The sequence below is a fragment of the Embleya sp. NPDC050154 genome (assembly GCF_044460165.1).
Classification (GTDB): Bacteria; Actinomycetota; Actinomycetes; order Streptomycetales; family Streptomycetaceae; genus Embleya.
Genome location: NZ_JBITJP010000008.1, coordinates 1 through 20,651 on the forward strand (window position 1 = coordinate 1; position 20,651 = coordinate 20,651).

General features: G+C 71.7%; 20 protein-coding genes and 1 pseudogene. 7 read left to right on the plus strand and 14 right to left on the minus strand.

Features of this window, described 5'->3' with window-relative positions:
* Positions 1–4: 4 nt before the first annotated feature.
* Positions 5–598 carry a DUF4232 domain-containing protein gene (locus tag ACIBSV_RS18140; protein ID WP_395864081.1) on the minus strand — a complete coding sequence of 198 codons (594 nt, stop codon included), beginning with the start codon at positions 596–598 and terminating at the stop codon, positions 5–7.
* 269 nt (positions 599–867) lie between these two features.
* Here ACIBSV_RS18140 and erm point away from each other — a divergent pair, with 269 nt between their 5' ends.
* Together erm and ACIBSV_RS18150 are read left to right on the plus strand one after the other, a co-directional pair.
* Complete coding sequence (gene erm / locus ACIBSV_RS18145; protein ID WP_395864083.1) at positions 868–1,704, plus strand: 23S ribosomal RNA methyltransferase Erm; 837 nt, start codon at positions 868–870, stop codon at positions 1,702–1,704.
* 82 nt (positions 1,705–1,786) lie between these two features.
* Positions 1,787–2,017 (plus strand): hypothetical protein, encoded by a 231-nt coding sequence (locus tag ACIBSV_RS18150; RefSeq protein WP_395864085.1) that lies wholly within the window; start codon positions 1,787–1,789, stop codon positions 2,015–2,017.
* 29 nt (positions 2,018–2,046) lie between these two features.
* On the opposite strand, the gene ACIBSV_RS18155 is transcribed toward ACIBSV_RS18150, so the two are convergent.
* Both ACIBSV_RS18155 and ACIBSV_RS18160 read right to left on the minus strand, forming a co-directional pair.
* Positions 2,047–2,421 (minus strand): cupin domain-containing protein, encoded by a 375-nt coding sequence (locus ACIBSV_RS18155; RefSeq protein ID WP_395864087.1) that lies wholly within the window; start codon positions 2,419–2,421, stop codon positions 2,047–2,049.
* A gap of 81 nt (positions 2,422–2,502) precedes the next feature.
* Complete coding sequence (locus ACIBSV_RS18160) at positions 2,503–2,874, minus strand: cupin domain-containing protein (RefSeq protein ID WP_395864089.1); 372 nt, start codon at positions 2,872–2,874, stop codon at positions 2,503–2,505.
* Positions 2,875–2,950: 76 nt separating this feature from the next.
* On the opposite strand from ACIBSV_RS18160, the gene ACIBSV_RS18165 reads away from it, so the two are divergent.
* Positions 2,951–3,397, plus strand: coding sequence for a MarR family winged helix-turn-helix transcriptional regulator (locus ACIBSV_RS18165; RefSeq protein WP_395864091.1), 447 nt, complete (start codon positions 2,951–2,953; stop codon positions 3,395–3,397).
* Between the two features lie 78 nt (positions 3,398–3,475).
* Here the strand turns inward: ACIBSV_RS18165 and ACIBSV_RS18170 are convergent.
* Positions 3,476–4,278, minus strand: a pseudogene (locus tag ACIBSV_RS18170) (MerR family transcriptional regulator); the annotation flags it as partial.
* Between the two features lie 226 nt (positions 4,279–4,504).
* On the minus strand, positions 4,505–5,047 hold the full coding sequence (locus tag ACIBSV_RS18175; RefSeq protein ID WP_395864093.1) for a winged helix-turn-helix transcriptional regulator: 543 nt from the start codon (positions 5,045–5,047) through the stop codon (positions 4,505–4,507).
* A 147-nt stretch (positions 5,048–5,194) separates the two neighbouring features.
* Between ACIBSV_RS18175 and ACIBSV_RS18180 the strand changes: the two genes are divergently transcribed.
* Positions 5,195–6,349, plus strand: a complete 1,155-nt coding sequence (locus ACIBSV_RS18180; RefSeq protein WP_395864095.1) for an acetyl-CoA C-acetyltransferase — start codon at positions 5,195–5,197, stop codon at positions 6,347–6,349.
* A gap of 101 nt (positions 6,350–6,450) precedes the next feature.
* Positions 6,451–7,158 (plus strand): SDR family oxidoreductase, encoded by a 708-nt coding sequence (locus ACIBSV_RS18185; protein ID WP_395864097.1) that lies wholly within the window; start codon positions 6,451–6,453, stop codon positions 7,156–7,158.
* Between the two features lie 129 nt (positions 7,159–7,287).
* Here the strand turns inward: ACIBSV_RS18185 and ACIBSV_RS18190 are convergent, their stop codons facing one another.
* Complete coding sequence (locus ACIBSV_RS18190; protein WP_395864707.1) at positions 7,288–8,520, minus strand: helix-turn-helix domain-containing protein; 1,233 nt, start codon at positions 8,518–8,520, stop codon at positions 7,288–7,290.
* 180 nt (positions 8,521–8,700) lie between these two features.
* Here ACIBSV_RS18190 and ACIBSV_RS18195 point away from each other — a divergent pair, with 180 nt between their 5' ends.
* Positions 8,701–9,642 (plus strand): SGNH/GDSL hydrolase family protein, encoded by a 942-nt coding sequence (locus ACIBSV_RS18195; RefSeq protein ID WP_395864099.1) that lies wholly within the window; start codon positions 8,701–8,703, stop codon positions 9,640–9,642.
* Between the two features lie 227 nt (positions 9,643–9,869).
* Here the strand turns inward: ACIBSV_RS18195 and ACIBSV_RS18200 are convergent, their stop codons facing one another.
* The 3 genes from ACIBSV_RS18200 to ACIBSV_RS18210 form a co-directional block, all read right to left on the minus strand.
* The gene (locus tag ACIBSV_RS18200) at positions 9,870–12,083 is read right to left on the minus strand and encodes a BTAD domain-containing putative transcriptional regulator (protein WP_395864101.1); all 2,214 of its coding nucleotides are present in this window, start codon (positions 12,081–12,083) and stop codon (positions 9,870–9,872) included.
* A gap of 328 nt (positions 12,084–12,411) precedes the next feature.
* Positions 12,412–13,827 carry a hypothetical protein gene (locus ACIBSV_RS18205; RefSeq protein ID WP_395864103.1) on the minus strand — a complete coding sequence of 472 codons (1,416 nt, stop codon included), beginning with the start codon at positions 13,825–13,827 and terminating at the stop codon, positions 12,412–12,414.
* The gene (locus ACIBSV_RS18210; protein WP_161357719.1) at positions 13,824–14,147 is read right to left on the minus strand and encodes a PadR family transcriptional regulator; all 324 of its coding nucleotides are present in this window, start codon (positions 14,145–14,147) and stop codon (positions 13,824–13,826) included. Before ACIBSV_RS18210 ends, ACIBSV_RS18205 begins: the two co-directional genes overlap by 4 nt.
* Before the next feature lie 38 nt (positions 14,148–14,185).
* Between ACIBSV_RS18210 and ACIBSV_RS18215 the strand changes: the two genes are divergently transcribed.
* Positions 14,186–14,311: a hypothetical protein gene (locus ACIBSV_RS18215; RefSeq protein WP_395864105.1), complete on the plus strand. Its 126-nt coding sequence runs from the start codon at positions 14,186–14,188 to the stop codon at positions 14,309–14,311.
* A 60-nt stretch (positions 14,312–14,371) separates the two neighbouring features.
* On the opposite strand, the gene add is transcribed toward ACIBSV_RS18215, so the two are convergent.
* From add to mqnC, 5 genes are all read right to left on the minus strand, one after another.
* Positions 14,372–15,400: an adenosine deaminase gene (add, locus tag ACIBSV_RS18220; protein WP_395864107.1), complete on the minus strand. Its 1,029-nt coding sequence runs from the start codon at positions 15,398–15,400 to the stop codon at positions 14,372–14,374.
* A 130-nt stretch (positions 15,401–15,530) separates the two neighbouring features.
* Positions 15,531–16,871 carry a geranylgeranyl reductase family protein gene (locus ACIBSV_RS18225; protein ID WP_395864709.1) on the minus strand — a complete coding sequence of 447 codons (1,341 nt, stop codon included), beginning with the start codon at positions 16,869–16,871 and terminating at the stop codon, positions 15,531–15,533.
* Positions 16,872–17,030: 159 nt separating this feature from the next.
* Positions 17,031–17,729, minus strand: a complete 699-nt coding sequence (locus ACIBSV_RS18230) for a demethylmenaquinone methyltransferase (RefSeq protein ID WP_395864109.1) — start codon at positions 17,727–17,729, stop codon at positions 17,031–17,033.
* Positions 17,730–18,182: 453 nt separating this feature from the next.
* Positions 18,183–19,427 (minus strand): amidohydrolase family protein, encoded by a 1,245-nt coding sequence (locus tag ACIBSV_RS18235; protein ID WP_395864111.1) that lies wholly within the window; start codon positions 19,425–19,427, stop codon positions 18,183–18,185.
* Positions 19,428–19,450: 23 nt separating this feature from the next.
* Positions 19,451–20,641, minus strand: a complete 1,191-nt coding sequence (gene mqnC, locus ACIBSV_RS18240; protein ID WP_395864113.1) for a cyclic dehypoxanthinyl futalosine synthase — start codon at positions 20,639–20,641, stop codon at positions 19,451–19,453.
* Between the last annotated feature and the right edge of the window lie 10 nt (positions 20,642–20,651).

Here is a 20,651-nt window from a genome sequence, read left to right on the forward strand (position 1 = left end):
TGGGTCAGCCGCCCTGGCCGGCGCCGCCCATGGGGCCGACGTTGATCGGGGAGCCGGCGCCGTCGACGACCGGCACGGTGGGGGTGCCGGGCCAGCTCAGGGTGATGGTCCTGGTCTCTCCGGGCGGGGTGACCCGCAGGCCCGTGACCTTGACGCCGTAGTCGCCGGTGGCGCCGTTGGGGTAGGTGACGCCGAAGGACACGGACTTGTCGCTCTTGAGGACGAACGGGTCGGCCGGCGCGCCGAGGCGCTCGGCGGACAGGGGCCCCTTGGCGGTCTGGAGGTCGACGCCCGCGAATCCGGACATCGTGCAGTTGTGACCGATGTTCTTGAACGTCACCATGACGGTGAGTTCGTCGTCGCCGCTGATGGTGGCGTCCTGCGCGGTGGCCCTGAGGTCGTCGGTACGGCACTTGCCGATCGAACCGTTGTCGCCGGCTCCGGCCGGCTCGCCCCGGCTCCTACGTATGCGCGTAACGAACCGTGACAGTCCCAGACCTGCTCCGTGGGCACCCCGGGCGAGCAGAGGCCCTCCCTCACCCGGCCCCCGCTCAAGCGCGCACGCCGCGCCGTCGTGCCGGTTGGCGCAGCCGACCACCTACCAGTCGAACCGATCCGTACCGAGCTCCACTCCCGTCCCGACCGAGGCCCGCCCGCATCCTGACCCCGGGCCGGAAAATGGGTTCGAGGACGGCGCGGGTGTCGGGCTATGGTCGGGGCATGTTCGCTTCAGCCTTCACGAGGACTCGCCGCTTCTAGCGGCGGGCCGAGGGTCTCTTCTCTCCGAGTTCCGCCGCACTTCGGGTCCATTCGCCGGTGCGGCCGATTCGTGCTGCCCGGCTCCGAACTGCCTTCGCGGAGCCCCTCGTGCCTTATCCCACTCATGGTGGACGTCATGAGCTTGGTCAGAACTTCCTTGTCGATCGTGCGGTGATCGCGCTCTTCGAGGACCTGGTCGCCCATACGTCCGGGCCGATCGTCGAGATCGGGCCCGGCGACGGCGCCATCACGTTGCCGCTCGCTCGGACCGGGCGGCCGATCACGGCGGTCGAGCTCGATCCGAAGCGCGCCCGACGGCTGGCTCGAAGGGTGCCCGGACACGTCGAGGTCGTGGCCGCCGACGTACTGCGGTTCCGGTTTCCGCGCGAGCCGCACACCGTGGTGGGGAATCTGCCGTTTCATCTGACCACCTCTGTGTTGCGACGACTGTTGGAAACGGAGCACTGGCGGAGCGCGGTGTTGCTGGTGCAGTGGGAGGTGGCCCGGCGGCGGGCGGGCGTGGGCGGGGCGACGATGCTGACGGCGGCCTGGTGGCCGTGGTTCGAGTTCGGGCTGCACGCGCGCGTACCGGCTCGGGCGTTCCGGCCGATGCCGTCGGTGGACGGCGGGCTGCTCACGATGACGCGCCGGGATATCCCCCTGATCGATGAACGACCCGGCCCGTACCAGGAGTTGGTGCGCGAGGTGTTCACCGGACCGGGACGCGGGCTGCGCGAAGTCCTCGACCGGACGGGGAGGTTCGCGGCGCCCGGGCTGCGCGCGTGGTTCCGAAACGAGTACCTCTCGCCGCACGCTTTGCCCAAGGACTTGACCGCGGGCCAGTGGGCCTCGTTGTGGCGGTCGAGTGCCGTACGGCGACGCGAGAGCGGAGCGGCACGCACCCGGGGCGCCGATTTGGGATGGGAGGCGCGCCCACCCCGCTGAGCCGGCATCGACGGGCGCTCGATGCGGCACGTTTGTCGGCGCGCGTCGTGAAGCTGTCAACCCGATCCATGTCGAGCACTTGGTGAGGGCCGGGCGTCCCGCCGGCGCCGCCGATCGCAGCGCGTTGCCACCGGCCGGCGACGACGCGGCGGCGGCGGAGGCAGCGGAGGCGCCCGTCGACGCCATCGGTTTGGACGTCAACGACGCCGGACCGCTCGCCGAAGGCCGCGCGTTCCGGCCAGGCAGCGCCGTCTACAACGTGTACGGCCGAATGCTGGACGCGGCGACGCTGCGCGCGGGCCTGGGACTGTAGGGCGGCTACCGGGCCCACCGGGTAAGGCCCTACCGAGCCCATGGGGCGACGAAGGGCTCTTGGCCGGGGATGAGTCCCTTGCCGCCGACCGGAAGGACGACAACCGCCTCGAACGGGTCGGTGCCGTGGTTGGCCAGGGCGAACGAGGTGTCGGCCGGGACGACCAACGCATCGCCAGGTTCGACGTCGAAGGTCTCGCCGTCCATGGTGACGGTGAGCCGACCCGACAACGCGACGAAGATCTCCTCCCTGGTGAGCGCGTGCGGCGGGGATGAGGTGCCCGGCTTGAGGGTGAGCCGCCATGCCGCGTTCTCGGTGGAACCACGGCTCGGGGCGGCGAGGCCGACAAAGGTCGCGTGCGGGTTCTCGAAGACGGGCGCTTCGGCGGCGGCGATGAACGGCATGGGGGGCGTCTCCTGGAGGCAGGTCGCCGGCGCGGGGAGCGGAGGCGGAAGCGGAAGTGGAGAGAATCAGGAGTGAAGGATCTACTGGGCCCACGGCGGATCGATCAGGTCGCCGCCCATCCGGGCCTGCCCGCCGACGGGCAGGATCGCGATCGCCTCGAAGGGCTCTTCGCCCGGGACGGCGATGCCGAAGGGCACATGTGCGGGGACGATGAGGGCGTCACCGGCGTGGAAGTCGCGCGTTTCACCGTCGATCGTGACGACCGCCTTGCCACTGATCGCGATGAAGATCTCCTCGCGGGTGACTGCGTGTTCGCGGCCGAGGTTGCCCGGGTGCATGGTGAAGCGCCAGACGCTGTTCTCCTTCGAGCCGCGGCTCGGGGCGGCGAGGCCGATGGCGGTCATCAGCGGAGCTTCGAAGAGCGGCGCGTCGGCGGCTTTGATGAGAGGCATCGTGGTTCCTTCCGGTAGAGTATTCAACCAAGGTGTACAACCAGAGTTGAGCATATTTCCGGGAAGGGCGTCAAGCGTGGACTTCGGACTGTTGTTGGGGAACGCCTACCAAGCCTTCGTCCGAGAGCTGCACGCCCACTTGGCGGAACGCGGGTTCCCGGTGATGGGGTCGTCGTACGGCTTCGTGCTACGCACCTTGGACCGGGAGGCGACGACCGCCACGCAGCTCGGCGAACGGCTCGGGATCACCGCGCAGGGCGCGGCGAAGGTGGTCGACGAGATGGTGGCCGTCGGCTATGTCGAACGCCGCCCGGACCCGACGGACAAGCGCGCGAAGCGCTTGCACCTGGCACCGGGCGGGGTGGCGATGTTGACGGCGGTACGTGAGTTCCACGCCGCGTACGAGGGCAGGTTGACGCAGCAGGTCGGCGCGGAGGATGTGGCCGCCGTGCGACGGGTGTTGGCGGCGATGGTCGCCACATCCGCCGGGCCGGACCTGGCGCGCCTGTTCCGCCCGCTGTGAGGTAACCCGCGCGGGTGACGGCGGCGATCGGCCGCCCGTACGATCACCCGGCCGGCATCCCGGTCCGGCCGGGGGGCTCGGCTCCTGGAGTTCCGTCACCCACCGCTCCGGGTCGCCGGGCATTCGAGGTAGAGCTCTCGGGCGTATCCCAGCGAGCGATATCCGTTGGCATCGATCCATCTCGCCATCGCCTGGACGCCGGTCATCACGTTGTCCATGGATCCGCGATGGACATACCTCGCGACACACTCGATCTCGGGCAGGTCCACGATCCGAAGTCGAAGTCCACGCCGACGCCGGCTCGGTGCTCCGCCGCGATGGTCGTGCCGGCGTGGATGACGAGCGTGTCCTCCTCGTCCGGCGCGGCCTCGTAATAGGCGATGCCCGGTCCGCTCGGGACCACGCCAGCAGCCGCGAGGCGGCGGCACAGTCGGTCGTACAGCGGGCCGATGATCGGTCCGATCCCCTCCGGCCGTCGGCGCCGGCGACGGTGGTCGCGGTCGACTCGGCGATCCGACTCCTGACCCTGCCCGGTCTGGACGCGGACCGCCGGGATGCGCTTGATCACGATGTCGTCGGTGGGCATTCTCCCTCGGCTTCGATCGTCCTGAGCCTCGCCTCGACGTGGGCCGGCCGCATCGCGTCCGCCGCCACTGCGGCGAGGATTCGGCCTGCCGCAGGCGCAACATCCCGCGCAGTTCGCCGACGCTCACCCGCTCCGCCAGGATGCTGCGTGCCTGGTGGAGGGTGAAGCCAAGATCCTTGAGCGCGATCACCCGGTTCAGTCGGGCGAGTTGGCCCACCTCGCAGAGGCGGTAGCCACCGGCCGGGTCGACGTGGGCAGGCCGCAGTAGTCCGATCGCGTCGTAGCGGCGCGACATTCGGACCGATACGCGGCCGTGCCCCGCGAAGTCTCCGATTGGTGAACATGACGCCTCCCGGTGAACGGCCGCACACGGCGTCAGGGTCAAGCGGACGACCCGACGACCGGCCGGCACCCGACCCACGACGCGACGGGTCGGCTCGTCCCAAACCGATCCGGCGCCGCCGCCCACACCCACCCGGGCCCGCGAGGACACCCGCCGGCCGCACCGCCCGGCCGGCCCCTCACCCCACCGGTCCCGCCCGGTCCCACCCCTTCGCGTGGACGTGGATCCGCACGCTGCCCGCCTCGACCTCCCGGCCGCAGCCCCGGCACATCACCGCGACGTCCAACTCGTGGTCGCCGTGCTCGAACACCACCGGCGGCTCCTCGGTCAGCCAGCGGTCGCCCCAGGAGGCCAGGGTCTGCAATACGGGCGCGAGGTCGCGGCCCTGGTCGGTCAGGTGGTACTCGAAGCGCGGCGGGCGCTCCTGGTAGCGGCGGCGTTCCAGAATCCCGGCCGCCTCCAGCGCGCGCAGCCTGGTGGTGAGGATGTCGCGCGGCGCGCCGGTGTTGCGCGCGATCGCGTCGAAGCGGTGATTGCCGAAGCTCAGCTCGCGGACGGCGAGCAGCGCCCACTTCTCGCCCACCACCGACAGCGTGGCCGCGACCGAACACGGCCGCCCGACCGGGCCGCGTCCGGACCGGGACGGGGCTGCGGAGCCGGCGGCGGGCGCCGTCGAGTCGTCGGCGGACGAACCGTTCGAGGAACCACTCATGACGATCACACCGACAAGGTTGCCATCTCCAACCCACTCGCGCTACGTTGACGAAAAGTGAGTTGGATTTTCCAACTCTATGGCCTCGGACGGCTCGCCGCAGCGCGCGGACGCCGCCGGGCCCGATCGCACGCCCCTGTCGAAAGGCGGCCGCTCATGAGCAACGAGGCGTACATCGTCGACGCCATCCGAACCCCGGTCGGCAGGCGCAATGGGGGCCTCGCCAAGGTTCACCCCGCCGACCTCGGCGCGCACGTCCTGCGCGGCCTGATCGACGGCACCGGCCTCGATCCCGCCGCCGTGGACGACGTGATCTTCGGCTGCCTCGACGTGATCGGCCCGCAGGCCGGCAACGTCGCCCGCACCTCCTGGCTGTCCGCCGGTCTCCCGACGAGCGTCCCGGGCACCACCATCGACCGCCAGTGCGGCTCCTCCCAGCAGGCCGTGCACTTCGCCGCGCAGGCCGTACTCAGCGGCACCGCCGACGTCGTGGTCGCCGGCGGCGTACAGAACATGAGCGCCGTGCCGATCTCCGCGTCGCTGCGCGCCGGACGGGAGTTCGGCTTCGAGACCCCGTACGACGGCGCGCAGGGCTGGCGGGACCGGTTCGGCGACCAGGAGATCACCCAGTTCCGCGCGGCCGAACTGATCGCCGAGCGCTGGGGCCTGACCCGGGAGGAGATGGAGACGTTCGCGATCACCTCGCACGAACGCGCGCTGCGCGCCCAGCGCGAGGGTCGCTTCGCCAACGAGATCGTGCCGTACGGCGAGGTCACCCGGGACGAGGGCCCGCGCGAGCCGGACCTGGCCAAGATCCGCTCGCTGCCCACCCTGCGCCCCGACGGCCGGATCACCGCGGCGCTCGCGAGCCAGATCTCCGACGGCGCCTCGGCCGCCCTCGTGGTCTCCGAACGCGCCCTGCGGGTACACGGATTGCACCCGCGCGCCCGAATCCATCACCTCACCGTGCTCGGCGACGACCCGGTGATGATGTTGACCGGACCGATCCCGGCGACCGCCCGGGCGCTGGAACGCACCGGCCTGTCCCTGGACGACATCGACCGGGTCGAGATCAACGAGGCGTTCGCGTCCGTGGTCCTCGCCTGGCAGCGGGCGACCGGCGCGGACCCGGAGCGGGTCAACGTCAACGGCGGTGCGATCGCGCTCGGGCACCCGCTGGGCGCGAGCGGCACCAAACTGCTGGCCACGCTGCTCAACGAACTCGAACGCAGCAACGGCCGCTACGGCCTGCAGACCATGTGCGAAGGCGGCGGCATGGCCAACGTCACCATCATCGAGCGCCTCACCTGATCCACTCGTCCGCCCGCCCGCCTCGACCGACGGCCCACGACCCGGCGACCCGGCGACCCGTACCGCGGTTCCACTCTCCCGATCCCGAAAGAAGCACCCGCATGAAGATCGCAGGTTCGGTAGCCCTCGTCACCGGGGCCAACCGCGGCCTCGGCCGCGCCTTCACCCGCGCACTGGTCGAACGCGGCGCGCGCACCGTATACGCCGGCGCCCGCGACCCGGGCACCGTCACCGACCCCGGGGTCGTGCCGATCGAGCTGGACATCACCGATCCCGACCAGGTGGCCGAGGTCGCCCGCCGACTCGACGACGTGGACCTGCTCGTCAACAACGCGGGCGTCTCCCGCGCCGCCTCGTTCCTGACCGCGGAGAGCCTGGACCCGGCCCGCGCGGAGATCGAGACCAACTACTTCGGCACCCTCTCGCTGAGCCGCGCGTTCGCCCCCGTCCTGGCCCGCAACGGCGGCGGCGCGCTGGTCAACATGCTCTCCGTGCTGTCCTTCATGACCGTCCCCCGAGTCGGCTCGTACAGCGCCTCCAAGGCCGCCGCCTGGTCGCTGACCAACGCGTTGCGCCTCGAACTCGCCGCCCAGGGCACCCTGGTGGTCGGCGTGCACGCGGGCTTCATCGACACCGACATGGCGGCGGGCGTACAGCTGACCAAGATCGCCCCGGCCGACGTCGCCGCGCAGACCTTCGACGCGGTCGAGGCCGAGCTGTACGAGGTCCTCGTCGACCACTACAGCCGCGACGCCAAGGCTGCCCTGTCCGCCGACCCGGAAGTGCTGTACCCGGCCCTTCGCCGCTGACCCGACGGTGCTGAACCCGGCCCTTCGCCGCTGACCCGACGGAGCTGAACCGGCTCTTCGGCACCGACCCGAAGGGGCGAACCGGCTCTTCACCGCCGACCCGTCCGCACAGCACGAAACGCGCCCGCTTCAGGCACCCCCGAGTCCCCCGCCCACTCCGTCCGTGCGCAGAGTGCGCCGGGCCACCAGCGCCGCGTTCAGGCGATGCAGGTCGTCGGCACGGCCCGGGGACAACCCGGTGAGCCCGGTCACCCGGCGGATGCGGTAGTCCACGGTGTTCGGGTGCAGGTGCAGCGTCGCGGCGGTGGCTCGGCGGTCGCGGCCGTGGGCCAGGTAGGTCTCCAGCGTCAGCAGCAGTTCGGGCCTGCGGTCGAGCGGCGCGAGCAGGCCGGCCAGACCGGGCAACGCCGCGCTCGGGCGGCTGAGTTGGTAGTCCAGCAGCACGTCGGCGAGCAGGTACAGGCCGGGGCCGCGGCCACTGCCGCGGACCAGGCGCAGCACCTCGGCGTTGCGGTCCACCGCGTCCGGGATCCCGGTCGGCTCGGTGAGCGCGGCCGACGCGGTGATCGCGGTGTCGGCCGCGTGCGCCGCGTGTGCGATCAGGGCGCGTACCTCGGGCCAGCCCGGCGCGGTGTCCACCGGCAGCAGCACCGTCCCGCCGCGCGGGTCGAGCGCGGCCAGCGCGGGCGCGCCGGTGAATGCGTCCAGGGCCCGCCGGATCCGGCGCAGCTTGCGCCGCGCGGCGATGACCGCGCACGGACCGGGCCTGGCCTCGTCCGGGTGCGCGGCCAGGGCCAGTGTCAGCACCAGGTACCGGGCCGCCGGGCGCATCCCCGTCCGCCCGGCGACCGCGTCCGCCGATTCGCCCGCCAACAACGCCGCGAACAGCTCGTGCCGGCCGCTCTGTTCCGGGCCGGCCGCCAGTCGGCACGCCTCCAGATAGGCCGAGCTGACCGCCGTGACGATGGCCCGCTGGAGCCCGAGCAGGTCGGCGAACAGGGCCAGGACGTCAGCGAGTTCCTCCGGGCGGGCCTGACCGGTGATCTCCCGCCAGCACATCTCCACGCCGATCTGATAGGCGGTCAGAATCGCGTCGAGCGGTACGCCCTCCTCCGCCCGTTGGGCCGCCGAGGCGCGCTGTGGCGCGAGATCGGCGTCGCAGGCCGCGAGCCGGCCCTCCACGACATCGGCGAACAGGCGCACGGTGTGCTGCACGATCTCGGCGATGTCCCCGGCCAGTTCTTCGGCCGGCAGCGCCGCGTACGCGGGCAGCTCGGCGGGCAGCCGGTCCAGCACCTCCCTGGTCAACCGCGGCGCACCGGCCCGCAGTCGGGCCGCCACGGGCCGCCCGCCGATGCGCAGCGGGCCGCGCCGCGGTCGTTCGACGGGCGACCGCTCGCGGGTGGTGGGCGCCCGGTCACGCGGCGGGTTGTCACGTGTCACAGGGACCTCCCGGAAAGTCTGTGTTACTCACCAGTTAAGCCGCTGTGTCCGAGTCTGCATGATGACGCGTGGGACATTCCACGACCGGCGGGAGTCGTCATGAACTCTGCGGCACGCATGAGGAGTCGGCTGCACAACAGTCCACGGAATCCACCCGGCCGGCTGCGCCGGTTCGGGCGCGGGACGGCGGCGGCGATCGCGGCGAGCGCACTGGCACTGGCCGGTCTGGTCGCCGCGACCGGGCCGGCGGGTGCGGCGGATCGTCAGGTCTACGTCGCGCTCGGCGACTCGATGGCCTCGGGTCCGCTGATCCCGGACATCACCGGGCCGCTCGCGTGCGGTCGGTCCACCAACAACTACGCACACGTGCTCGCCGCGCGCCTGAACGTCGCCGAGCTGCGCGACGTGACCTGTAGCGGTGCGGACAGCAACGACATGACCTCGCCGCAACACCTGTCCCTCGGCGGCATCGACATGGGCGAGGCACCGCCGCAGTTCGACGCGCTGAGTGCGGACACCACGCTGGTCACCCTCACCATCGGCGGCAACGACGTCGGCCTGGTCGGCGTGGCGCAGGGCTGCGCGACGCTCAACCCGTTCGCGACCCCGTGCAAGGACAAGTGGACGGCCGGCGGCGTCGACCAGATCGCGCAGCGCATCGACGCGTTCGCGCCCAAGCTCGGCGCGGTGCTCGCCGGGATCCACCAACGCGCGCCCCAGGCAAGGATCGTGGTCACCGGATACGGCCTGTACATCAAGCCCGGCGGCTGCTGGCCGTACCAGCCGGTCCTCGGCGTCGACGCGGACTACCTCCAGGGCAGCGTGAACCGGCTCAACACGGCCATCGCCGCCCAAGCCGCGGGCCACGGCGCCACCTACGTGGACGTGGCCGGACCGAGCACCGGGCACGACGCCTGCCAGGCCCCCTCGGCCAAGTGGGTCGAGGGCTACGTCCCCACCGACCTCGCGGCCCCGCTGCACCCCAACCGCCGAGGCGAAGCCAACTACGCCGCCATCATCGCCCCGCACATCCCGGCCTAGCCTCGACCGCGACGCACTCCGCACCGCACCGGCACGGCGCGGACGCGGGGTGCGTCGCGGCGTGGGCAAGGCTCCCGGAAGAGCTCCGCCGGCAGGAACGACGCGCGCCGAGAGCGCCGTTCCGACCCCTCGGAGCAGGCCGTCCCGTCCGGCCGGGCCGGTCGGCCGAAGCGCTCGGCCCGAAGCGGTCGATCCGAAGCCGTCGACCCCGAGAGGCCGCCACGCCCCTATCCCTGGCTGTGGTCCCCCGACTGGGCAAGCGAGCGCTCGACTCCCGCCTCCATCTCCTTGCGGGCCGCGTCGTCCGCGGCCCCCGACCGCTCGAAGGCCGTCAGCGCGCCCCGCCACAACTGCGCGGCCTCGCGATACGCGAAGTGGATCTCCGCGTCGAGCGCCGCCAAGCGCGCGAAGTGGGTGGCCTTCGCCGCCGTCGCCCGCGACGCCGAGGCCAGGTAGTGATGCGCCAGCGCGGCCACGTCCCGAGGCCGCACGGCCTCGATCGCCTCGGCCGTGCGCGCGTGCATCCGGGCCCGGCGAAGCTGGGACAGGTCCTCGTACAGCGTGTCCCGCACCAGCGCGTGGGTGAACCGCAGTTGGCCCGCGTCCGGCTCGACGAGCAGCCCGGTCAGCAGCGCCGACTCGACCGCGTCCAGCACGGTGTCCTCGTCCGCGTTGCCCTGCGCCAACAGCACGTCCACGTCGATGTCCCGGCCGAGCACACAAGCCTGCTTGAGCACCTCCTGGGCGGCCTTCGGCAGCCCCGCGACATGCCGCCGGATCACGTCCCGCACCCCGACCGGGACCTCGGACACCGCCGCGTGCGCGCCCTCGGCCGCGAGCACCCGGGCGGTCTCCAGGACGTAGAACGGGTTGCCCGCCGTACGGTCCACGATCGCCCGTACGGTGTCCTCGTCGATCGCCGCCGAAACCGCGCCGCGCACCAGGTCGGCGACCGCCTCCGGGGCCAGGCCGGTGAGTTCGACGCGTTCCGGGCCGCATCGTGCCAGCCGGGCGAGCGCGTCGGCGAGCAGGTCTCCGACCTCGTTGTGCCGGTAGGTGACCACGAGCAACACCCGCCCGGCCGCGTCCCGGTCGGTGGCCAGGTGGCACAACAGCGCCAAGGTCTCCTCGTCCGCGCGGTGCACGTCGTCCAGCACCAGCAGCCACGGCGTCTCGGCGGTGGCCCGGGCCAGGTAGCCCACCACCGCCTGATGCAGCATCAACTTCGCCGCGGCCTGATCGCCGACCGGGACGAACGAGTCGGCCAGCAAGGGTGCGAGCACCCGCGCGGTCTCCTCGTCCGGCGGACTCACCGCGGCGAGCGTGCGCAACATCTGGGTCCACGGCCACCCGGCCGGTGCACCGCCGGACTCGGGGCAGCGCCCCCAGGCGGCCCGCCAGCCCTCGGCGGCCAGCAACTCCCGTACGTGCTCGGTCAACGCGGTCTTGCCCTCGCCCGGATCGCCGCTGACCAGGGCGACCGAGAGCCGCCCGTCGGCCCGCTTCGCCGCGGCCAGCAGGGTCGCGGTCTCCACCGCCCGGCCGATCAGGGTGGTCGTCCGCGGCACGAATCCGTCCTCCGTCGCCTCGTCGGCAGCCTGCGCCAGGCCCGGAACCTCACGCGGCGCGGCGGTCCCGGTCGCCGTTCCGGCCGGGGTCGACACCGCTGCCGGGGCGTCCAACTCGGCGGCGTGCGCCAGGATGTCCGCCTCCAGTCGCTGCAACCGCGCCCCCGGCTCGACGCCCAACTCCTCGCGCAGCGCGGTGCGTACCCGGCGCAGCACGGCCAACGCGTCGCCCTGACGCGCGCATCGGTACATCGCCAGCGCGAGCAATCGCCAACTCTCCTCGCGTAGTGGGTGGGCCGCCGCGTGCGCCTCCAACCCCGGCACGATCCCGGACGCCTGCCCGATCGCGAGCCCCGCCTCGGCCCGGCGCTCGACCGCGACCAACCGCAGTTCCTCCAGCCGCGCCGCCTCGGGCCGGGCCCACGGCTCGTCGGCGAACTGCGCGTACGCGGGCCCACGCCACAGGTCCAGCGCCGCGGTCAACTCACGCAGCGCCTCCTCGGCGGTACCGGCCGCCAACAGGCCGCCGGCCCGGTGCACCAGGGCCTCGAAGCGCCACGCGTCGACCTCGTCCGTGCCGACCCGGAACGCGTATCCGGGCGGCGCGGTCACCAATACGGTCGAGGGCGTACGCGGCGCGCGGTCGGGTTCCAGCGCACGGCGCAGGTGCGACACGAAGGTCTGTACGGAGCCGAGCGCGCGATGCGGCGACTCGCCGTGCCACAGGTCCTCGATCAACCGGTCGACCGGTACGACGTGCCCCCGTGCCAGGACGAGCCGAGCGAGAACGGCCCGATGGCGCGGGCCGCGCAGGTCGGCCGGCCGGTCACCGTCCCACGCTTCGAGCGCTCCCAGAACACGAAACGTCAGCATGGATAAGAGACCTTACTGATGCGTCACGAGCGGCCGAGCGGCGGCCGGGGCTGAAGTCGTCCGGCCGTTGTCCCACGCCGCGTTCAACGCTCACTCGACGTCCGTTGAACACCCTTGCCGCCCTCCTGCCGCGCACTGGACATCGACCGGACGCGGTTGCGCCCGGCGTCGATCCGCCCCGCGCGGCGCCGAGCCGAGGACGCCGGCTGGGCCCGGTGTACCGGCTGCCGGCCCATACCTCACCCGGCCCGTATCACGATCGGCCGCCCGGGACCGGCGGTCCCGACCGCCGGTCCCGGGACCCGAGTCGGGGCCCGGGTCCCGAGTCTCAACTCCCGCTCTCCGCAGGAGCGGTCGCCGACTCCCCGGTCTTCGGACCCGCCTGCGAGGCGGGCGGAGCCGAATTCGGCGAAACGGGCGGGGTGGTCGGGCTCGTGGGGCTCACCGGCGGGTTCGCCGGGTTCACCGCGCCCGACGCACCGGCCGAGGGAGGCGCCGACGGGACGGTCTGCGGCGGTTGCCCACCGCCCTGCGGAACCTGCGCACCGGACTGCGGTGCCGCGCCCGGCATCGGGTTCGCCGCGGGCTGCCCGCCCGGTCGGACCGGGATCGCGATCGTGAAGGGCGCGGTGCCCTCCTCGACACGGCACTTTCCTGTCGCCGAGTCGCCGACGACCCGAGGCTGCGGGAACGGCAGGCTCTCCCGGTTGGGCACCACGGACTGGTTCGTGGGCCCGCAGTAGCGTTCGTACTGGTCGCCGACGATGCCGAGTTGCTTGCCGTTGTGGTCGAAGAGCAGGACGTCCTTGAGCGGACGCCCCTGGGCGTCGAAGGGATAGATGTTCTTCAGCGGTCCCCCGCTCTCCGTGGTCAGCAGGGCGCTGCCGTCCAGCGGGTGACCGTCCACGGCCGAGTAGTAGTTCGACCGTGGCGGGGCGTTGTTCACGTACTCGGTCGTGCTCTCCGGTGTCAACTGTCCCGCGGCGAGCATCCCGATCCCCGCTCCGATCACGAGCGCGTTGATCGGCACCGCCGCCCACAACAGCCGACGGTCGTGTGCCGCACGCGGCCCCAACCACAACGACCCGGCCAGGGCCAGGACACCGGCGGCCACCGGCCACCACACACCGCCCGCGAGGACCCGCACGAGCACGGCCACGATCAGCGCCCGGGTGACCCACCACGCGCTTTGCAGACCGATCAGAAACCGTACGGGTTCCGCCCAGCGGCCCGTGCGCAAGGAATCCCCGAGAGTCCTCGCACGTTCGGTGATCGACAGCGCGGCGATCTCGGGCAGTCCCGGCGCGCGACCACGCAGCCACAACGCGTTCAGCGCCTCGACAGCCAGGCCGAGCAGGCACGGAAAGATCCACCACCGCTCCTGCCCGCCCTCGGCGGCACCGATCCCGATGCCGGTCACGAACGCCGCGCCGAGCGCCAGGAACAGTCCCAGGCACAGGAGTTCGACCTTGCCGATGCGGGACAGGGGCCTCGTTCCGGTCGGCGTCAGCGGCGGATATCCGGCTGCCGCCCGCAGTTCGGCCGCGTACTCGTGCGGGGTGCCCAGTCGGGCGCGCAGCGACTCGGAGGTGACCACTTCGTCGAGTTCGGCGAGCACCTCGCTCAGGTTCACCTCGACGTCGTCCAGGATCTCCTCCGCCTCGGCGACCGGCAGGTCGGCCAGAATGCGGGCGACCTCGAGGCGGTAGTCCGCCGCGACGGGGTGCAGTGCGGTGTCCTTCATCGGGTCTCCCCCACCAGTTCCGACATCGTCCGGGCGAACGAGTTCCACGTGTCGGTGGACTCCCGGAACCGCAGCCGGCCCGGCTCGTTCAGCGCGTAGTACTTGCGGTTCGGGCCTTCGTCGCTCGCCACCACATAGGACGTGAGGAGTCCGGCGTTGTACAGCCGACGCAGCGTGCCGTAGACCGAGGCGTCGCCGACGTCGTCGAGACCGGCCTTGCGCAGTCTGCGCAGTACGTCGTAGCCGTAGCCGTCCTCCTCGCGCAGCACGGCGAGTACCGCCAGGTCCAGCACTCCCTTGAGCAACTGACTCGGATCCATGACGCCTCCAGCTCTTGTGCGTTGCACGGTACCACGCAATGCACAGTAGTGCGGAGAATGTTGTTCCGGGACGTTCCGGACCGGTCGCGGGCGCCGTGCGCGTCGAGAGCCTCGACTTCAAGAACGTCGCGGACCTGGGCACCTGGGTCGCGCCGCTCCCCTAGCCCGCACGGTCCGACAGTCGAACTCCCGTGCGTACACGGGAGTTCGACCCATGTCGCGGCTCAGCTCGCGGTGTTCGCCAGATACGCGTCCAACTCCGCCACGTACCCGTCCCGCACATCCTCCGGCAACCACGAGATCGCGAACGCGTTGTACTCGAACCGCGCCACCTCGGCCCGGCTCAGCCCCAGGTCGGCCTGGGTGCGCTCGAGGTTCTCCAGGACGTACGCGTCCATGTAGGCGGGGTCGTCCGAGTTGATCGTGACCAGGATGCCCTCGTCCAGCATCCGGCGGATCTCCGCGCCCTTGATGCCGTCCACCACGAAGGAGTTCGAGACCGGGCACACGGTCAGCCCGAGCCCGCGCTCCTTGATCGCCGCGACCAGCTTCGCGTCCTCCAGCGCGTTCGAGCCGTGGTCGATCCGGTCCACGCCGATGTCCTCGATCGCCTGGCGGATGTGCTCGACGCTGTTCTCCTGGTCGACGTCGCAGTGCATGGTCAACCGGTAGCCCTCGGCCCGCGCCCGCGCGTACACGGCGGCGAACTTGGCCGGCGGATTGCCGCGCTCGTCCGAGTCGAGCCCGATCCCCACGATCCACTCCCGGTACGCCAGCGACTGCACCAGGGTGGCCATCGCGTACTCGGCCTGGAAGTCGCGCAGGAAGCACATGATCAACTGGGCCCGGATGCCCAGCTCGCGCCGGGCGTCACCGATCGCCCGGGTCAGCCCGCGCACCACCACGTCGAACGGCACCCCGCGACCGGTGTGCGCCTGCGGGTCGAAGAACATCTCCACGTACCGCACGTTCTGCGCGGCGGCCTTGCGCAGGTACGCCATCGCGAGGTCGTAGAAGTCCGGCTCGTGCACCAGGACCCGCATGCCCTCGTAGTACACGGTGAGGAACGACGCGAGGCTGTCGAACCGATACGAGGCGCGCATCTCCTCGACCGAGGAGTACGGCAGCTCGATCCCGTTGCGCTCGGCCAGCGTGAACTTCAGCTCGGGCTCCAGCGTGCCCTCGATGTGCAGATGCAGCTCGCACTTGGGCAGTCCGGCGATGAAGTCGCGCATGTCGCGGGCGTCTTGCATGGGAGCAGTCCTCCGGAGTCGTAGTGATGGTGCGCCGCCGAGCCAAGCACACCACCACTACGCACGCACTACGCGCATCACACACGGGCTGCGCGCGGACCACCCGCGCGGCACGCCCGCACCACACGCCTCACGCGGCGGGCGCGATCCGCACCATGCCGTTGATGATCCGGTCCATCGCGTCGCCGCCGCGCGGGTCGGTCAGGTTGGCCAGCATCTTGAGCACGAACTTCATCAGCATCGGGTGCGGCAGACCGTGCTTGGTGGCGAAGTTCATCACCCTCGGGTCGCCGATCAGCTTCACGAACACCCGACCCAGCGTGTAGTAGCCGCCGTAGGTCTGCTTGAGGATGCGCGGGTAGTCGTGCAGCGCGCGCTCGCGTCCCTCGGGGGTGAGCCTGGCCACCGCCTGGGTGATCACCTGGGCCGCGATCTCGCCCGACTCCATCGCGTAGGCGATGCCCTCGCCGTTGAACGGGTTGACCATCCCGCCCGCGTCGCCGACCAGCAACAGGCCCTTGGTGTAGTGCGGTTGACGGTTGAAGCCCATCGGGAGGGCGGCACCGCGGATCGGGCCCTCCTGGTTCTCGTCGGAGTAGCCCCACTCCTCGGGCATGCCCGAGACCCAGCCCTTGAGCAGGTCGCGGTAGTCGATGTCCTTGAACGCGGCCGAGGTGTTCAGCAGGCCCAGGCCCACGTTCGAGGTGCCGTCACCCATGCCGAACACCCAGCCGTAGCCGGGCAGCAGCTTCTCCTGGCCGTCGCGGCGGTCCCACAGCTCCAACCACGATTCGAGGTAGTCGTCGTCGCTGCGCGGGGACTTGAAGTAGGTGCGCACCGCGACACCCATCGGTCGGTCCTCGCGGCGGTGCAGGCCCATCGCGAGGGAGAGCCGGGTCGAGTTGCCGTCGGCGGCGACCACGATCGGCGCGCGGAAGACGGTCTCCTCCTTCGAGCCGTTCATCCGCACGTTGACGCCCACGATGCGGCCGGTGCGATCGTCCAGGATCGGGCCGGTGACGTTCGCGCGCTCGTACAGCTTGGCGCCGGCGGACGCCGCCTGGCGGGCCAGGATCTCGTCGAAGTCGGCCCGCTTGCGGACCAGACCGTGCGCGGGATAGCTGGCCAGATCCGGCCAGTCCAGTTCCAGGCGCATGCCGCCGCCGAGGATCCGCAGACCCTTGTTCGGCAGCCAACCGGCCTCGACCGAGGTGTCCACACCCATCGCGATGAGCTGCTTGGTCGCGCGCGGGGTGAGCCCGTCGCCGCAGACCTTCTCCCGGGGGAACTCGGTCTTCTCCAGCAGGATCACGCTGACGCCGGACTTGGCCAGGTGGTACGCCGTGGTCGATCCGGCCGGACCGGCCCCGACCACGATGACGTCGGCCTCATGCGTCGAGTCGGCGCGCTTGGTGGTTGTGACGGGCGCTGCGTCGGTCACGGACGACTCCCCTGGAAGTCTCTGCGGCAGTACCGAAACCGGGACGGTTCCGGCCGGACAAGTCTATGAGGAGCGGGCGGCGGGCCGGCCTGTGGCCACTCGCCGGGCACGGGACCGGCCTGTGGTCCACCCCGCGGGATGCCACGCCGGCCCGCGCTCACCCGCGCGGGCGCGGGACCGACCCGTGGGTCACGCGGACGGCCGGAAGCCCCGATGCAGCGCGACCACACCGCCGGTGAGGTTGCGCCAGGCCGGGTTCACCCACCCGGCCCCGCCGATCAGCGCCGCGAGGCCGGCCTGGTCGGGCCACGCGCGGATCGACTCGGCCAGGTACACGTACGCGTCCGGGTTGCTGCTGACCGCGGTGGCCACCGGCGGCAGCGCGCGCATCAGGTACTCCACGTACACCGTCTCGAACGGACGCCAGGTGGGCCGGCTGAACTCGCAGACCACCAGTCGGCCGCCCGGCCGGGTCACCCGCAACATCTCGCGCAGCGCGCCCTGGGTGTCCTCGACGTTGCGCAGGCCGAACGAGATGGTCACCGCGTCGAACGTGGCGTCCTTGAAGGGGAGCCTGGTCGCGTCGCCCGCGGTGAAGGGCAGTTCGGGGTGCTTGCGCTTGCCCTCGCGCAGCATGCCCACCGAGAAGTCGCACGGCACCACGTCCGCGCCCGCGTCCCGGAAGGGCAGCGAGGAGGTACCGGTGCCGGCCGCGAGGTCGAGCACGCGCTCGCCCGGCCGGGCGTCCACGGCCCGGGCCACGGCCTTGCGCCAGGACCGGTCCTGGCCCATGGACAACACGGTGTTGGTCAGGTCGTAGCGCGCCGCGACCGCGTCGAACATCGACGCGACTTCACGCGGTTGCTTGTCCAGGGATGCTCGAGTCACCCGGCCATCATCTCGCGCCGGACCGGGCCCTTGTGCCGTGGGGCGGACAACGCACCGGGCGGGCCGCGTGCGATACGCGACCCGCCCGGAATCGATCGTGTCCTGCGTCTGCGTCACCGACGGCCGACGCCACCGCCGACGCCGCGCCGGTTCGCCCCGACGCCGCCACCGACGCGGCCGATCCGGGCGCCGATGCCGACGCCGCCGCCACGGCCGCCGCCGGTGCGTCGACCCCTGCGGCTCGGGGTGACGGCGCGAACGATGGAACGAATGCGGGTACCGACGGACATGATGTGCCTCCTCATCCCGGACGGACAGGGCCCGGGTCGGTAAGTGGCCTTTGCGAATACCGTGTCGTTCTGACCGAGCGCCTGCCCCGGGTCCGTGGGCGTATGCGCGACCATGCCGAAACGATCGTGCGACCTCCGCCGACCGAACGCCCGCCCGGCCCGCTCAGCGCCGATGCACCAGCCGCCCGCCGAGCACCGTGGCCACACACGACCCCGTCCCGTGCGTGACCAGCGCGGCGTACGGATCACCCTCCGTCGGCACGTCGAACACCGCGAGGTCGGCGAGTCCGCCCGGGCGCAGCGTGCCCGCGCCGGCCAGCCCACCCATCGCCGTCGCACCGCCGATCGTGACCGCCTCGACCAGGCGCCGGTCCAGGTCGTCCGCGCGATATCCCTGACGGACCGCCAGTTCCCGGACCGCCGCCGCCTCTTCCCACAGGTCCAGGGACGGCGAGGAGGCGAGCGAGTCGGTGCCCAGCGCGATCGGCGCACCCTCGGCCAGGTAGTCGGCGACCGGCGGCTCACCCGCCGCCAGAATCGCGTTGGAGCGCACGCAGAGCGCGACGGCGGTGCCCTGTGCGCGCAGCAGCGCACGATCCTCGCCGGCCAGGTGCACCCCGTGCGCGACGTGTACGTCCGCGCCCAGGCCGGCGAACCCGTCGAGGTAGGCCGCCGGGCCGGCGCCGCTGCCGCCGTCGAGCAGCTCCAGGGCCATCCCGATCGCCCGGTTCATGTCCGCGAACCGGCCGGTGCCGTGTCGGATGAACTCCGCCTCGTGCGCGGTCTCCGCCAGGTGCGGGTGCAGTCGCAGACCGCGCTCGCGCGCGATCGCCACACACTCCTTGAACACCGACGTACCGACCGTGAACGGCGTGTGCGGCGAGACCCCCAACGCGCGCCCGCCACTCGCCCCGTCCAACGTCTCCAGGAAGGCCGCGCGCCGCCCGCCCGTCCACATCGCGTCGTCCGCGATCACCTCGACGTAGCTGATCCCGCGCAGCCCCGACCGCCCCACCGGCACCAACACACAGGGATCGGTGACCACGTCCGCCGCCGCCGTCGTCCCCGACCGCAGCATGTGATGCACCCCGCGCCGCGCGCTCTCCTGCCACATCACCTCGGAGAAGTCGGCCCGCCGCGCGGTCAGCGTGCGAATCCACTCCGGAAACGCCAGCCCGGACAACGCCAGATCCCCGAAGTCGGTGTACTGCAGATGCGCGTGCGCGTTCACCAGCCCCGGCGTGAGCACCCCCCGCCAGACCCGCTCGCGCGCCCCCGCCGACGCCAACTCCCCCCGTGAGCCCACCGCGACGATCCGGCCGTCCTCCACGAGCACGGCCCCGTCGCGGATGGGCTCCGCGTCGACCATCGACAGGACAACGGGCGCGACATGCAAGGTCAACGACATGCGCCCATCATCGCAAGCCGCTCTCAGCGCGCGTCGACGACCTTGAGCAGGGGGCGGGCGGTGCCGCCGTCGAGGGCGGTGGAGGAGAAGTGCGAGACGACCTTGTCGTCGACCGGGTCGTTCGCCGGGTCGTCGTGCACGATCAGGTGGTTGTAGGTGGTGTCGCGCTGGGCGGGGATCCGGCCGGCGGCGCGGATCAGGTGCAGCAGCTCCATCCGGTTGGAGCGGTGCTTGGCGCCGGCGGAGGAGACCACGTTCTCCTCCAGCATCACCGAGCCCAGATCGTCCGCGCCGTAGTGCAGGGTGAGCTGGCCGGCCTCCTTGCCCGTGGTCAACCACGAGCCCTGGATGTGCGCGACGTTGTGCAGGAACAGCCGGGCGACCGCGATCAGGCGCAGGTATTCGAGCAGGGTGGCCTGCGTCTGCCCCTTCAGGTGGTTGTTCTCCGGCTGGTAGGTGTACGGGATGAAGGCCCGGAAGCCGCCTGTGCGGTCCTGCACGTCGCGGATCATCCGCAGGTGCTCGATCCGCTCGGCGTTGGTCTCGCCGGTGCCCATCAGCATCGTCGAGGTCGACTCCACGCCCAGACCGTGCGCGGTCTCCATGATCTCCAGCCAGCGCTCGCCGGACTCCTTGAGCGGCGCGATCGCCTTGCGCGGTCGCTCCGGGAGCAGTTCCGCGCCGGCGCCCGCGAACGAGTCCAGGCCCGCGGCGTGGATCCGGGTGATGGCCTCCTCGATGCCCACCCCGGAGACCTTGGCCATGTGCGCGACCTCGGACGCGCCGAGCGAGTGGATCACCAGTTGCGGGAACTCGGCCTTGATCGCGGCGAACGAGCGCTCGTAGTACTCGACGCCGAAGTCCGGGTGGTGCCCGCCCTGGAACATGATCTGGGTGCCGCCGAGTTCGACCGTCTCCGCGCACCGGCGCAGGATGTCGTCGATCTCGCGGACCCAGCCCTTCTCGCTCTTGGGCGGGGCGTAGAACGCGCAGAACTTGCACGCGGTGACGCACACGTTCGTGTAGTTGATGTTGCGCTCGATGATGTACGTCGCGATGTCGACGGTGTCCGCGTAGCGCAGGCGCCGCGCGGCGTCGGCTGCCCGGCCGAGCGCGTGCAGCGGCGCGTGGACGTACAGGGCGAGTGCCTCGTCGGGCGTGATCCGCCCACCGGTGGCGGCCCGGTCCAGGACCGGCTGGAGATCGCTGCTCACGGGGAAGCCT